This is a genomic window from Streptomyces sp. NPDC058274 (assembly GCF_042881375.1).
GTDB lineage: Bacteria > Actinomycetota > Actinomycetes > Streptomycetales > Streptomycetaceae > Streptomyces.
Genome location: NZ_JBHVXW010000004.1, coordinates 256,509 through 270,871, shown reverse-complemented (window position 1 = coordinate 270,871; position 14,363 = coordinate 256,509). Strand labels below are relative to the sequence as shown.

The 14,363-nt window shown below is 71.0% G+C and carries 11 protein-coding genes and 1 pseudogene; 4 read left to right on the top strand and 8 right to left on the bottom strand.

Annotated features, from left to right (window positions below; translation table 11 throughout):
* Positions 1-33: 33 nt before the first annotated feature.
* On the top strand, positions 34-1,248 hold the full coding sequence (locus ACFVYF_RS11085) for an Ig-like domain-containing protein (protein WP_389454208.1): 1,215 nt from the start codon (positions 34-36) through the stop codon (positions 1,246-1,248).
* A 157-nt stretch (positions 1,249-1,405) separates the two neighbouring features.
* Positions 1,406-2,158 carry a DUF6227 family protein gene (locus tag ACFVYF_RS11080; protein ID WP_389454205.1) on the top strand — a complete coding sequence of 251 codons (753 nt, stop codon included), beginning with the start codon at positions 1,406-1,408 and terminating at the stop codon, positions 2,156-2,158.
* Between the two features lie 474 nt (positions 2,159-2,632).
* On the opposite strand, the gene ACFVYF_RS11075 is transcribed toward ACFVYF_RS11080, so the two are convergent.
* The 6 genes and pseudogenes from ACFVYF_RS11075 to ACFVYF_RS11050 form a co-directional block, all read right to left on the bottom strand.
* Positions 2,633-2,893 carry a hypothetical protein gene (locus ACFVYF_RS11075; RefSeq protein WP_389454203.1) on the bottom strand — a complete coding sequence of 87 codons (261 nt, stop codon included), beginning with the start codon at positions 2,891-2,893 and terminating at the stop codon, positions 2,633-2,635.
* A gap of 149 nt (positions 2,894-3,042) precedes the next feature.
* Positions 3,043-4,962: a PTS fructose transporter subunit IIC gene (locus ACFVYF_RS11070; RefSeq protein ID WP_389454709.1), complete on the bottom strand. Its 1,920-nt coding sequence runs from the start codon at positions 4,960-4,962 to the stop codon at positions 3,043-3,045.
* A gap of 18 nt (positions 4,963-4,980) precedes the next feature.
* Positions 4,981-5,426 (bottom strand): annotated as a pseudogene (locus tag ACFVYF_RS11065) (PTS sugar transporter subunit IIA); the annotation flags it as partial.
* 391 nt (positions 5,427-5,817) lie between these two features.
* On the bottom strand, positions 5,818-6,771 hold the full coding sequence (pfkB, locus tag ACFVYF_RS11060; RefSeq protein ID WP_389454200.1) for a 1-phosphofructokinase: 954 nt from the start codon (positions 6,769-6,771) through the stop codon (positions 5,818-5,820).
* A 252-nt stretch (positions 6,772-7,023) separates the two neighbouring features.
* Complete coding sequence (locus ACFVYF_RS11055) at positions 7,024-7,785, bottom strand: DeoR/GlpR family DNA-binding transcription regulator (protein ID WP_389454197.1); 762 nt, start codon at positions 7,783-7,785, stop codon at positions 7,024-7,026.
* Between the two features lie 292 nt (positions 7,786-8,077).
* The gene (locus tag ACFVYF_RS11050; protein ID WP_389454194.1) at positions 8,078-9,673 is read right to left on the bottom strand and encodes an MFS transporter; all 1,596 of its coding nucleotides are present in this window, start codon (positions 9,671-9,673) and stop codon (positions 8,078-8,080) included.
* Positions 9,674-9,872: 199 nt separating this feature from the next.
* Here ACFVYF_RS11050 and ACFVYF_RS11045 point away from each other — a divergent pair, with 199 nt between their 5' ends.
* Positions 9,873-10,835 carry a helix-turn-helix transcriptional regulator gene (locus ACFVYF_RS11045; RefSeq protein WP_389454191.1) on the top strand — a complete coding sequence of 321 codons (963 nt, stop codon included), beginning with the start codon at positions 9,873-9,875 and terminating at the stop codon, positions 10,833-10,835.
* 174 nt (positions 10,836-11,009) lie between these two features.
* On the opposite strand, the gene ACFVYF_RS11040 is transcribed toward ACFVYF_RS11045, so the two are convergent.
* Both ACFVYF_RS11040 and ACFVYF_RS11035 read right to left on the bottom strand, forming a co-directional pair.
* Positions 11,010-11,798 carry a TetR family transcriptional regulator gene (locus ACFVYF_RS11040; RefSeq protein ID WP_389454188.1) on the bottom strand — a complete coding sequence of 263 codons (789 nt, stop codon included), beginning with the start codon at positions 11,796-11,798 and terminating at the stop codon, positions 11,010-11,012.
* Positions 11,799-12,613: 815 nt separating this feature from the next.
* Complete coding sequence (locus ACFVYF_RS11035) at positions 12,614-13,615, bottom strand: RNA polymerase sigma factor RpoD/SigA (RefSeq protein ID WP_389454185.1); 1,002 nt, start codon at positions 13,613-13,615, stop codon at positions 12,614-12,616.
* A gap of 172 nt (positions 13,616-13,787) precedes the next feature.
* Between ACFVYF_RS11035 and ACFVYF_RS11030 the strand changes: the two genes are divergently transcribed.
* Positions 13,788-14,306 carry a GNAT family N-acetyltransferase gene (locus ACFVYF_RS11030; RefSeq protein WP_389454182.1) on the top strand — a complete coding sequence of 173 codons (519 nt, stop codon included), beginning with the start codon at positions 13,788-13,790 and terminating at the stop codon, positions 14,304-14,306.
* The last annotated feature ends 57 nt before the right edge of the window (positions 14,307-14,363 follow it).

The following is a 14,363-nucleotide window of genomic DNA, read 5'->3' as shown; positions in this document are numbered from 1 at the left end:
GATCACCCACATCACAAAAACCTGGAGCAGCCCGTGACAACGCCGGACATATCTATGCGGCGCGCACTGGGGGCGTGTGCCGCCCTGATAGTCGGCGCCCTCACCCTCACCGCCTGTGGCGGCGACGCCAGCGCCGACAACGGCAAGGGCGGCCAGAGCTCGTCGAAGACCTCCACGGCGAAGATCGTCATCTCCGCCAAGGACGGTTCGACCAGCGCGTCCATCAACGCCACCGGGGTGAAGGTCAGCGACGGCAAGCTGACCGACGTGAAGATGACGGTGGCGGGGGCCGGGACCGCCGTACCGGGTTCGATCTCCGCGAGCGGCAGCACCTGGAAGCCCAAGGAGCAGCTGGAGCGCGGTACGAAGTACCGGATCTCGGCGACTGCCAAGGACGCGAACGGGCGCACGGCCGCGGCCAACTCCATCTTCACGACGGTGTCGACGAACAACAGCTTCATCGGGACGTACACGCCCGACGGCGGCGCCACGGTCGGTGTCGGGATGCCGGTCTCCTTCAACTTCGACAAGGTGATCAGCAACAAGAAGGACGTGCAGTCGCACATCAAGGTGACCTCCAGCACGGGGCAGCAGGTCGTGGGGCACTGGTTCGGCGCGCAGCGGCTCGACTTCCGGCCCGAGCAGTACTGGAAGGCCGGCTCCAAGGTCACGATGAAGATCAACCTGGACGGCGTGGAGGGCGCGAACGGCGTCTACGGGGTGCAGGACAAGACCGTCACCTTCACCGTCGGCCGCGCGCAGGTCTCCACGGTCGACGTCAGCACGCAGACGATGAAGGTGGTGCGCGACGGGAAGACCGTCAAGTCCATCCCGATCTCCGCGGGCAGCCCGCAGCACACCACGTACAACGGCCAGATGGTGATCTCCGAGAAGTTTACGCAGACGCGCATGAACGGCTCGACGGTCGGCTACGGCGGCGAGTACGACATCCCGGACGTGCCGCATGCGATGCGACTGACGGCCTCGGGAACCTTCATTCACGGCAACTACTGGTACAACCGCGGCAATCCGCCCTTCGGTCAGCAGGGCACGAGCCACGGCTGCGTGGGACTGGCCGACGTCCAGGGCGCGCAGGGCGACACGATCGCCAAGTGGTTCTTCGACAACTCTCTCGTCGGGGACGTCGTGACGGTCAAGAACTCCCCCGACAAGACCGTTTCGCCGGACAACGGGCTCAACGGCTGGAACATGTCGTGGAGCGCGTGGACCGCGGGAAGTGCCGTCTGACGAGGGCTCTTTGACAGCTCGGCGGGCCGTGCGGGAACCTCCCGCACGGCCCGCCCGTTTTCTCTCCGCACGTTTTCTCGGTTCGCGGACATGATGTCCGACCGAGGGGCTACGGTATGCACCCACAAGGTGACATGCAGCAACGCCGGGAGAAGCCTTGAGCGTTCCGTACGAGACAGCAGCGTACGAGCCACCCGAGTCGCCCGAGTCTCCGGAGGAGCATCTCGCGCGACTCCTCGGCCGCGCCCTGAACTCCTTCGAGTTGCCGGACGAGACGATACGGCCGCTCGACTGCGCGCTGGCGCACGACAGTTCTCTGCACTCCGCGCACCACAGCGCGGGGCTGCACCGCGAGACCTACCGGCACACGTGGCTGCTCGCCGACGGCTCGGCGGTCACGCTGTGGGAGCTCGTCCACAACACCGCGCCCGGGAGCGACGCCCAGCACGAGGTGTACGCGGACGAGGAGGAGCTGCGCGCCGCGACCGCCCGGCTGCCGCTGCCGGCGGACACGCCGGACTTCGAACTGCCTGTGCTGGTGCAGCTGTCGCCGATCCCCGAGCCGCGGCACACGTACGCAACCGACGACTCGGCCGACCACGCGCGCCGGCTGCTGCGCCGCGCGGAGAACGTGGACGGGCCCGACACCGACCTCACCACCCTGCTGCTGCGGGAGGCCTTCGCGCACCAGATCACGCAGGCCTTCGGTCGTCCCGGCCGGGCGGGCCAGGCGGCGCGGCTGTGTTTCTCGCTCTACGAGCACGCGTTCCTGCTGCGCGACGGGCGGGAGATCTCCCTGTGGGAGGTCGAGCACACGGCGACGCCGGATCGACGGCACATGTGCGAGGTGTACGCGACGGAGGACGCGGCCCGCGACGCGATGGAGCGCCGGGCTGCGCGACTCGGCTAGCGGGGGTGCGCGCTTTGGCTGGCGCCGGGCGCGTGTTTCGGCTGGCGCCGGGCGCGTGTCTCGGTCGGCGCCGGTGCGGCGTGACGGGGTCGGCGCCGGGCGCTCGACTCGGTTGGCGCCGGGCGGATCTCAGCTAGCGCCGACGCGACACCCCTCGGGTGGTGCCGGGTGCGCGACTCAGCCGGCGCCGGGGCGTTTCCCCTCCGGGAGGCGCGGGCGGCTCCGCTCACGCCGGGCGGGTCTGCTCACGGGGCGCGTGACTCGATCGAGTTCGCGCGGGCGCATCAACGCAGGCGCGCGCTGGCTCAGTTCGGAATCCCCGGTCCACTTCACGCCGGCGCGTACGGCGCGCAATCCGCCACCCCGCACAACCTCACTCCGGCACACCGGCACACCGACCACAGCAAGCCCCCCGCGCCCCCCGCGCCTCAGCTCCGAGCGCACAGCGCGGCAGCACCCCCGCTCCGCACCCCGCTAAAACCGCCGGCTGTCGCTGAACTGCCGTACCAGGCCCGCAAAAGCGGCGCGCTCCTCCGGAGTCAGTTCGACCGACTCGGCGCCGGGCCCGGACTGGCGCTGGGGAGGGATGGCCCGGAGCGTGTCGCCGTGGCGCCACACCGCGGCTTCGAAGCGGCTGCGGCGCAGCAGGCGTACGAGGCCGACGACCCAGATCACGGTCGCCAGGGCGAGGACGGACACGCCTATCAGCTGGAGGATCGACACATGCTCAGGCATGCGCTCCAGTAGACACCACGGTCCGGGACTTTGGTCCCGGACCGTGACGCATCTCGCAGATGCGGTGAAGAACTCACAGTCGCCCTAAAGGGGTCAACTGGCAGGCCGGTTCAGGAGTATTCAGCCCGATTCAAGGAGATTCGCGCTACTCAGGCGGCGACAGGCTCCTTGGTATCGGCGGTGACCGGTGTCGGGTCGCCGGATGCCTCCGTGGTCGCGCCACCGTCGGGGGTCCTGCGCAGGCCCTTCAGGACGACGACCAGGGTTGTGGTGGCACAGACGCCGGCGGCGATGGCGATGAGGTAGAGGAACGGGTTGCCGATCAGTGGCACGACGAAGATGCCGCCGTGCGGGGCGCGCAGCGTGGCGCCGAAGGTCATCGACAGTGCGCCGGTGACCGCCCCGCCCACCATGGACGAGGGGATCACGCGCAGTGGGTCCGCGGCGGCGAACGGGATGGCGCCCTCCGAGATGAAGGAGGCGCCGAGGACCCAGGCGGCCTTGCCGTTCTCGCGTTCGGTCGGCGTGAAGAGCTTGCCGCGCACGGTCGTCGCCAGCGCCATCGCGAGCGGCGGGACCATGCCGGCCGCCATCACCGCGGCCATGATCTTCATCGCGGAGTCGCTAGGGTTGGCGACGGCGATGCCAGCGGTGGCGAAGGTGTAGGCGACCTTGTTGACCGGGCCGCCGAGGTCGAAGCACATCATCAGGCCGAGGAGGGCGCCGAGCAGGACGGCGTTGGTGCCGGTGAGGCCGTTGAGCCAGTCGGTCATCCCCTTCTGCGCCGAGGCGATGGGTTTGCCGATCACCACGAACATCAGGAACCCGACGATCGCCGCGGAGATCAGCGGGATCACCACCACCGGCATGATCCCGCGCAACGCCGCCGGGATCTTGACCCGCTGGATCCCCAGCACCACGCCACCGGCGATGAGACCGGCGGCCAGACCGCCGAGGAAGCCCGCGTTGATGGTGAGGGAGATCGCGCCGCCGACGAAGCCGGGGACCAGGCCCGGCCGGTCCGCCATGCCGTACGCGATGTAGCCGGCCAGCACCGGGACGAGGAAGCCGAACGCCACGCCGCCGATCTGGAAGAACAGCGCGCCCCAGCTGTCCGCCTGCAGCCACATGAAGTGGTCCATGACGGAGGGTGCCTTGTTGACCTTGTAGCCGCCGATCGCGAAGCCGAGGGCGATCAGCAGACCGCCCGCGGCGACGAACGGGACCATGTAACTCACGCCGCTCATCAGCCACTTGCGGAGCTTGGAGCCGTAGCCCTCGCCGGACTCACCGGTGCGTTCGACCGGGGTACCGGGGGCCGAGCCCGCCGTGATCTCGCGCCGCTCCGCCTTGCCGCGGACCTCGGAGATCAGCTCGGCGGGGCGGTTGATGCCGGCCTTCACGCCGACGTCGACGGTCGGCTTGCCGGCGAAGCGGTCCTTGTCGCGTACGGGGACGTCGTGAGCGAAGATCACGCCGTCCGCCGCCGCGATGACCGCCGGGTCGAGCCGGGTGAAGCCGGCCGAGCCCTGTGTCTCGACCACGACCTCGACGTCACCGGCCGCGCGGCCCGCGTTCTCCAGCGACTCGGCCGCCATGTAGGTGTGCGCGATGCCGGTGGGGCAGGAGGTGACGGCGACGATACGGAAGGGTTCGTCGGCCTCGGTGGCGCCCGGCGCCGGGGCGGGTCCGTCCTCGACGGCCGCGCCCGATGCCGGGGCCGCACCGTCCGCGACGCTGTCGGCGGAGGCCGCCGTCGACTCCTCCATGGAGTCACCGGAGGCCGCCGTCGGCTCCGCCACGGAGTCATCGGAGGCGGTCGCCGCCGCGGCGTCGGTCACAGTCTCGGCCCCGGCTGCGGCCGCGTCCTCGGCCGCGGTCCCGGCTGCGGTCTCAGTCGCAACCCCGATCCCGGCTGCGGTCTCAGTCGCAACCTCGATCCCGGCTGCGGTCTCAGTCGCAGCCTCGGTCCCGGCTGCGGTCTCAGTCGCAGCCTCGGTCCCGGCTGCGGTCTCGGCCGCACCCGCACCCGCAGCGGCCCCCGCGCCCGCGCCCGCAGCCGCAGCCACACCCGCGCCCGCAGCCGTCGGGGACTCGTCCCCGCGGATGAGCGCGGCTGCGGCCGCCGCGTCGTCCACGGCCCGCAGCGCGGACGTGAACTCGGCGTTCATCAGCTGGCGGGCGAGCGACGACAGGATCGTCAGGTGCGCGTCGTCCGCGCCCGCCGGAGCGGCGATCAGGAAGATCAGGTCGGCGGGCCCGTCCGGCGCGCCGAAGTCGATCCCGGCGCGCTGCGTCCGAAGGCGAGTGTCGGCTCGGTGACGTGTTCGCTGCGGCAGTGCGGGATGCCGATGCCGCCGTCGAGGCCGGTCGGCATCTGGGCCTCGCGGGCGGCCACGTCCGCCAGGAAGCCGTCGAGGTCGGTGACCCGTCCCAGGGCCACCATGCGCTCGGCGAGGGCGCGTGCCGCGGCCTCTTTGGTAACGGCGGACAGGTCGAGGTCGACCAGGTCCGCGGTGATCATCTCGCTCATCGCGGGCTCCTTCGCACGCGTGCCGCCCGGGGGGAGATACGGGCGGGGGTGGGGACGGGGGCGCCGCGCTCGCAGAACGCGGGGTACACGGGGATGACGGAGGCGAGGCTGGGGAGACCTCGCCTCCCCAGGAAGACCGGGCCGGGGAAACCCCGCCTCCCTTCGAAGGCGGAACCGGGAAAACCGCGCCGACCGTCAGCGACGCAACCAGGAAGACCCCGTCGCCGTTCGGAGACCGGGCCAGGGAAACCCCGCCTCCCCTCGAAGCCGGAACCAGGAAAACCGCGCCGACCCTCAGAGGCGCAACCAGGAAGATCCCGTAGCCCCTCGAAGCCGGAGCAACGCAAACCCCGCCCACCCTCAAGCGCAGCCCCTGGGAAACCGCGCGCCGTCATGACACCGGCTCCGTCAGTACGCGGTCCACCGGGATCTCCGTGGTCACGGTGACGGCGGAGGGGTCGAGGTCGGCCGGGCCCGGCATCACACTGCCGGGCAGCTGTACGGCGGCGGCGCCGTGCGCGACGGCGGAGGCGAGCGCCTCGGGGCCTCGGCCGCCGGCGATCAGGAAGCCGGCGAGTGAGGAGTCACCGGCGCCCACATTGCTGCGTACGGCGTCCACGCGCGCGCTGCCGAACCAGGCGCCCGCGCCGTCCACGAGCAACTGCCCGTCCGCCCCCAGGCTCGCGAGCACGGCGCACGCGCCCAGCGCGCGCAACTCCTCGGCCGCCTTGACCGCGTCGCCCACGGTGGTGAGGGGGCGCGCGACGGCTTCCGCGAGCTCCTCGGCGTTCGGCTTCACCACGTCGGGACGCTCGCGCAGCGCCGCCAGCAGCGCGGGTCCCGAAGTGTCCAGCGCGATCCGGGCGCCCGCCGCGTGCGCCCGCGCCACCAGCTCGGCGTACCAGGACGGCGCGAGCCCGCGTGGGAGGCTGCCGCAGCAGGTGATCCACTGGGCCTCGCCGGAGCGGTACTGCTGTCGGACGGTCTCCAGGAGCTGTTCGGCCTCCGCGCCGGAGAGTTCGGGGCCCGGCGCGTTGATCTTCGTCAGTGTGCCGTCGGGTTCCGCGACCGAGATGTTGGAGCGGGTCGCCCCGGTGATCGGGACCGGCGCGACCTCGATGCCCTGTGCGTCGAGCAGGTCCGCGACGAGTGCGCCGGGCGCACCACCCAGGGGCAGAACGGCGACCGTGCGCCGTCCGGCGGCGGCGACCGCCCTCGAGACGTTGACGCCCTTGCCGCCCGGGTCCATGCGTTCGCCGGTGGCCCGGATGACCTCGCCGCGGTCGAGCGACGGGACCTCGTAGGTGCGGTCCAGGGAGGGGTTGGGGGTGACGGTGAGGATCATGCGCACTCGTTTCCAGAACTCACAGCACTCACAGCACTTCCGCGCCGCTTCTCAGACACATGGCACGTCCGTACGTCCATGCCGCCGCTCAGGCACTCAGCACACCCGTACATCCGCGCCGCCTCTCGAACACCCAGCACACCCAGCACACCCAGCACACCCAGCCCATCCGCAGGTCCGCCCATCCGCCCATCCGCAGATCCGCCCATCCGTCCATCCGCAGATCCGCAGATCCGCGCATCCGCGCCGCTCTCAAACACTCAGCACCTGCGTGCCGCCGCGCTCGATGGCGGTGGCGTCTTCGGGGCTCAGCCCGCTGTCGGTGATCAGCAGGTCCACATCGCTCAGGTCGCCGAAGCGGGCGAAGTGTTCCTGGCCGTGCTTGGAGGAGTCGGCGAGCAGTACCACCCGGCGCGCGGCGCGGACGGCCGCGCGCTTGACGGCGGCCTCGGCGAGGTCGGGGGTGGTCAGCCCGTGTTCGAGGGAGAAGCCGTTCGCCGCGATGAACAGGACATCGGCGCGGATCTCGCCGTACGCGCGCAGCGCCCAGGCGTCGACGGCGGCGCGCGTCCGGTGTCGTACGCGCCCCCCGACGAGGTGGAGCTGCATGCCCGGGTGGTCCGCGAGGCGGGCCGCGATGGGCAGGCTGTGGGTGACGACGGTGAGCGTCGCCTCCAGCGGGAGGGCACCGGCCAGCCGGGCGACCGTACTGCCGGCGTCGAGGATCAGCGTGCCCTCGCCGGGCAGTTCGGCCACGGCCGCCTGGGCGATGCGGTCCTTCTCGTCGGCCGCGGTGGACTCGCGCTCGGCGAGATCGGGCTCGAAGTCGAGACGCCCGGCCGGGATCGCGCCCCCGTGCACACGGCGTACGAGACCCGCGCGGTCGAGGGCCTTCAGGTCCCGGCGGATGGTCTCCGCGGTGACCTGGAACTCCTCGGCGAGGGACACCACGTCCACCCGGCCGCCGTCACGGGCCAGCCGGAGGATCTCCTGCTGCCGCTCCGGTGCGTACATGTCCGTTCGCCTCCGCCTGATGCCCGACCCTGTGGTTTGCGGCGGGAGGCTACGCCCAGATTTCCAGAAAGTAAACAGGCCCGGACTCCACTCGGACATGAACGGACATCTGCGCAGGGAAGCGCCCGCCGAAGGCAAACCGAGCAGGCGCGGCAGCAGAACACGGCAGCTGAAGACCGCAACACAAGGCAGCATCACAAGGCAGCAACAGAAGACCGCAACAGAAGACCGCAACAAAAAGGGCCGGGCCCGGCACACCTGAAGTGCCGGGCCCGCCCCTTACCACCGCGATTCAGCCGACGAGTTCCGGCTCCGACTCCGGCTCCGCCTCCCGCTTCCCCGTGGCGGGCACGCCCACCGCGTCCTCCGCCCCCTCCACATGCTGCGCCGGCCGCTTCGGCAGCGCGAACATCAGCAGGAAGATGAGCGCCATGACTCCGGCGACCCAGTACAGCGCGTTCTGGAAGGCGTCCACGAAGGCGGGGCCCATCTGGACCGGGGTGAGCCGGTCCCCGATCGTGCCGAAGAAGACCACGGACACGAGCCCGAGTCCGAGCGCGTTGCCCATCTGCTGCACCGTGTTGATGAGGCCGGACGCCGAGCCGGAGTGCTCGCGCGGCACCTCCGACAGCACCGCGTCGGTCAGCGGCGCCACGATCAGGCCCATGCCCGCACCCATCACGACCAGCGGAAGCGCCATCTGCCAGGAAGCGATGGCCAGTCCGTACCGCTCGGACTCCCAGATGTAGAGGAGCACGCCGGCCGCCATCACCAGGGCGCCCGCCTGGAGTACCTTGCGTCCGAAGCGCGGGACCAGCTGCTGCACGGACATCCCCGCCGCCACCGAGACCGCGATGGAGAACGGGACGCCGGTCAGACCGGCGCGCAACGGGCTCCAGCCCAGGCCGACCTGCATGTACAGCGTCCAGACCAGGAAGAAGATGCCGAGACCGACACCGAAGACGGTCTGTACGGCGATGCCCGCGGCGAAGCTCTTCACCTTGAACAGCGACAGCTCGACCAGCGGCGAACCGTCCCGCGCCGCCTTCCGCTTCTCGTACGCCACCAGCGCCGCGAAGACGACGAGGGCACCGGCCATCGAGACGTATCCCCACAGCGGCCAGCCCAGCTCACGCCCGCGGGTCAGCGGGTAGAGCAGCATCAGCAGGCCGAGCGTGACGAAGGCGACGCCGACGAGGTCGAGCTTGAGGGCCCGCGGAGCCTTGGACTCGCTGATGAACTTCCGGCCGAGGATCAGTCCGGCCACTCCCACCGGCAGGTTGATCAGGAAGATCGGCCGCCATTCCAGGCCGAACAGGTTCCACTCGGTGAGCAGGGCGCCCAGGAGCGGACCGGACACCGCACCGAGGCCCACGATCGCGCCGAAGAGACCGAACACCTTGCCCCGCTCGTGGGCCGGGAAGGTCGCGTGCACGATCGACAGCACCTGCGGCACCATCATCGCGGCCATTCCGCCCTGGAGGATGCGCGAGGCGACGAGCATCTCCGGGTTCGCGGCGAAGCCGCACAGCGCCGACGCGAGCGTGAATCCGCCGATGCCGATGAGGAAGAGCCGCTTGCGGCCGTGGATGTCGCCGAGCCTCCCGCCGGTGATGAGACCGGCGGCGAAGGCGAGTGCGTAGCCCGCCGTAATCCACTGGATCTGGCTGAACGACGCACCGGAGTCCTGCTGGATGGACGGGATCGCGATGTTCACGATCGTCACGTCGACCAGGTCCATGAAAGCTGCTGTCATCACGATGGCGAGTGCGAACCAGCGCCGCCGGTCGGCCGTGGCCGCTTCGGCGGGCCCGGGGTTCGGCCCGGGGTTCTTCACGGCTCCCGCGCCGGCATCCGGACTGCTGAGAGGGGTCTCGGTGGAGTTCATACTCAGAATCTAGACGGCCAATAGGTCAGATCGTGTCCTAGATCTACGGCAATCTGTACGGCATGACGACACGGAATGGCAAAGGCTCGCGGAGCGGCGGCGAGCGCCTCGGCAACGGCACACCAGGGCGCGACGGCATACGGAACCACGGCCGGCGCGAAGACGCCGCACGGAACGGGGACGGCGCCGGGGAGGCCTCATGAGCACCGACACCCCGGCCCGGCTGCTCCAGCTCCTCTCCCTGCTCCAGACGCCCCGCGAGTGGCCCGGCGGTGAGCTCTCCGACCGGCTCGGGGTGTCCCGCCGTACCGTCCGCCGAGACATCGACCGGCTCCGCGAGCTGGGCTATCCGGTGCAGGCGACCAAGGGGGCCGACGGCGGGTATCGGCTGGTGGCGGGGAAGGCGATGCCGCCGCTCGTGCTCGACGACGAGGAGGCCGTGGCCATCGCCGTCGGGCTGCGCGCCGGGGCCGGGCACGCGGTCGAGGGCCTCGACGAGGCGTCCGTACGGGCCCTGGCGAAGCTGGAGCAGGTGCTTCCGTCGCGGCTGCGGCACCGGGTGTCCACGCTGCAGGCGGCCACCACCCCGCTCACCAGCGGGGACGGCGCCAGCATCGCGCCCGAGACGCTGACCGTGATGGCGTCGACCGTCGCCGGGCGGGAGCGGTTGCGGTTCGCGTACCGGTCGGGGGACGGCACCGCGTCCCGGCGGCTGACCGAGCCCTACCGGCTGGTGTCGACCGGCCGGCGCTGGTACCTCGTCGCCTACGACCTCGACCGCGAGGACTGGCGCACGTTCCGCGTCGACCGGGTCGGCGAACCCTTCGCGACGGGGACACGCTTCGCCCCGCGCGAGCTGCCGACGGGGAGTGCGGCAGAGTTCCTGCGGCAGTCGATGTACGGGCGGCAGGAGACGTACGAGTTCGATGTCACCTTCGCCGCACCCGCACTGTTCGTCGCGGCACGTCTGCCGGCGTGGCTGGGCGCGCCCGAGCCGATCGACGACCAGAACTGCCGGCTGCGCGGCGCCGCCGGCGACTCCGTGGAGTGGCTGGCGGTGCGGCTCGCGATGGTCGACTGCGAGTTCACCGTCCGGGAGCCGGCCGAACTGGTCGGCTGCGTACGGGACTTGGGGGGCCGCCTGTCCCGAGCGGCGGGCTGAGGAGGGACGGGGGTTCCGGAACGCACGGGAACACCGGAACACCGGAACACCCGGACACCGACACCGACACCCGGACACCCGGACACCCGGACACCCGGACACGGGGAACACCTTGAATGCACTGGGCACCCAGGCACCCCGGCACTCCCGAACTCCCGCCCCCAAGCGGGCAGTTCAGACGGCACTCCAGGGAAAGTCCCGCAGCGACGCCACGTTGCGCGCCGCCAGTGCGGCCGGGCTCGCGGGACCGTCGGGCGGGGCGTCCCCCGCGGCCCACGCCTCGACCGCCACCCGCACCGCCGCGCTGGCGACCGCGGCGCTCAGCCGGAGCCCCGGGGAGACGGGCAGCTCATCGACCCCGGCGCCGGTCCCGGTATCGGTATCGGTATCGGTATCGGTATCGGTATCGGTATCGGTATCGGTATCGGTATCGGCGTCAACGTCGGCACCAGCACCACCGCCACCGCCGCCACCAACTCCCCCACCACCAACCGCATATGAAGCACCGGCACCCGCACCCGCACCGCCGCCGCCAACCCCATACGAGGTGCCGGCACCCACACCCGCCACACGCGCCGCCAGCACCCCCGCCAGCTCCCGTTCCGCGGCCTGGCAGGCCTCGCCCCAGACCCTGAGCAGGGCGGGGCTGCGTTCGGCGAGCCGGAGCAGGTTGCGGACCCACTCCAGGGATTCGGGCCGGACCCCGATGCCGGGCGTCAGGGTGGCGGTGATGGCGTGCTGGAGGGCCTCCGGGACGGACAGGTCGGCGGGGGCGTCGCGTACGGCCTCCGCCCACTTCTGTGCGCCGGCGGAGAAGAGCGGTCCGAGGGCCTCTTCCTTGGCGGCGAAGTAGCGGTAGAAGGTTCGCGGGGCGACACCGGCGGCGCGGGCGATGTCCTCGGCGCGGGTGCCCCGTAGCCCGTGCGTCATGAAGAGCCCCGCCGCGGCGCGGGCGATCTCCATCCGGGTCGCCGCTTTCCGCCGCTCGGTCAGCGAGAGGCCCCCGGAACCGTGGGACTCCCCCCGGCCGCCGGCCCGGGACGAGCCCTCGGCAGAGGCAGCCGAAGCCCCGCCGGAGCGCGAGACGCGCCCAGCGGACGCGGAAGGTGCAGCAGAAGAAGCAGCGGCCGAAGAAACAGATGGCGAAGAAGCAGATGCCGAAGAAGCGGAATCCGCGGCCGCCTCGCCCGGGCGGGAGGTGCGCTCGGCGGGAGTGCCGCCGGCGCGGTGGGTACCGGTCACGGCAGGCAGGTTATGCCTCTGTGGCACAATCTGCCATCCGGGTCACCCCGGGGTTCAGGTCCGGGGTGCCTCGGGCAGGTGCGCCCGCCCATAGCAGGGCGCAAGCAGCCCGTACACGAGGGGATTCACAGCCCGCGCCCGAAAGCGCACCCACCCCGCCCCGAACAGCGCGTGCGCCCCCAAGCAAATGGAACCGAGCCCCGGCGCCAGGGGGGGGAGGCGCCGGAGCTCGGCTCGGGAAGAGTCCCGACGCTGGGGGGGGAACGCGTCGGAACTCGGCTATGGGGTTGTGGGCGCGGGGCACACGCCATCGGGGCCGGGCCGGGCTCGCTGTCCGGGGCCTGGGACGAGGCCTGTGATCAGGACTCGCACCCGGGCTCCGAAGCATGGACCCTCGAGCCTGGACCCTCAAGTCGGGACTCTCGAGCAAGGACCCTCGAGTCGGGACCCTGAAGTCTTGTGCCCCGAGCCCGGTGTTTTGAAGCGGCCTTACCAGGCCATCTCCGGGACGGCGTCCGCCGGGGCGGCAGTCGCCGTCACGCCGCCGCGTCGAAACCGGTGTCGCGGGCCAGCTTCTTCAGCTCCATCAGGGCGTGCTTCTCGATCTGGCGGATGCGCTCGCGCGTGAGGCCGTGCTCCTTGCCGACCTCCGTGAGCGTGCGCTCCCGGCCGTCCTCGATGCCGTACCGCATCTTGATGATGGAGGCCGTGCGCTGGTCGAGGCGGCCGATCAGGTCGTCCAGCTCCTCGCTGCGCAGCAGCGTCAGGACGGACTGCTCGGGCGACACCGCCGACGTGTCCTCGAGGAGGTCGCCGAACTGGGTCTCGCCCTGGTCGTCGACCGCCATGTTCAGCGAGACCGGGTCGCGGGCCCAGTCCAGGACGTCGATGACGCGGTCCGGGTTGGAGCCCAGCTCCGCGGCGATCTCCGTCGGCTCCGGGTCGCGTCCGTGCTCGCGGTTGAACTCGCGCTGCACTCGGCGGATGCGGCCCAGCTCCTCGACCAGGTGGACGGGGAGGCGGATGGTGCGGGACTGGTCGGCGATGGAACGGGTGATGGCCTGACGGATCCACCACGTGGCGTACGTGGAGAACTTGAAGCCCTTGCGGTAGTCGAACTTCTCGACGGCGCGCACCAGGCCCGCGTTGCCCTCCTGGATGAGGTCAAGCAGGGGCAGGCCGCTGCGCGGATAACGGCGGGCCACGGCGACGACCAGCCGGAGATTCGACCGGATGAAGACGTCCTTGGCCCGCTCGCTCTCGGCGACCAGCGCCTCGAGCTCCTCGCGGGTCGCGTCCGCCTTGGCGTCGTCGACCTCGCCGTCGATGATCTGCTGCGCGAACACACCCGCCTCGATGATCTGGGACAGCTCGACTTCCTTGGCGGCGTCGAGCAGCGGTGTACGCGCGATCTCGTCGAGATACATGCCGACCAGGTCGCGATCGGCGATCTCGCCGCCTACGGCGCGAACACTGCGCGCCGCGTCGGTCTCGCCGGCGGCGGCGGACTTACGACGGGCGACGGCACGGGTTGCCATGCGTGCTCCCTTGCGATGGTGGCTGGCAGGTGGTCCTGGAAGCTGGGGGCCTCACCCTCCCGGGTGCCCGGCATCCGAAGGAAACAACGACTGGAATCCGGACAGAATTCCCATGGGGCGCCTCGATTTTTCTGATCATGCAGTACCCTGTGCCGCCACAAAGGGAGACAGGATGTCGTCGGAACGTACAGAGGTGCAGGTCAGGCCAGGAGTCGAGGGTGACCTCGGAGCCCTCACGGACCTCTACAACCACTACGTACGTGAGACGCCCATCACATTCGACACGGCTGCCTTCTCGCCGGAAGAGCGTCTGCCCTGGCTGCTCTCCCACCCAGAAGACGGCCCGCACCGCCTGATGGTTGCCACCGACACGGACTCACAGCGGATTCTGGGGTACGCCACATCCAGCGCGTTCCGCCCCAAGCCCGCGTACGCCACCTCCGTGGAGGTGACCATCTACCTCGCCCCGGACGCGGGCGGCCGCGGGATCGGCACCCTGCTCTACAAGGCCCTCTTCGAGGCGCTCGCCGGCGAGGACCTGCATCGCGCCTACGCCGGCATCGCCCAGCCGAACGAAGCGTCCGCGCGACTGCACGAACGCTTCGGGTTCCGGCACGTGGGGACGTACCGGCAGGTGGGCCGGAAGTTCGGCCGCTATTGGGATGTGGCCTGGTACGAGAAGGAGCTGTGAACCCGGAAAGGGGCCGGCCCATCAACCGCCCCCGCAGCAACCGACCGCCCATCAACC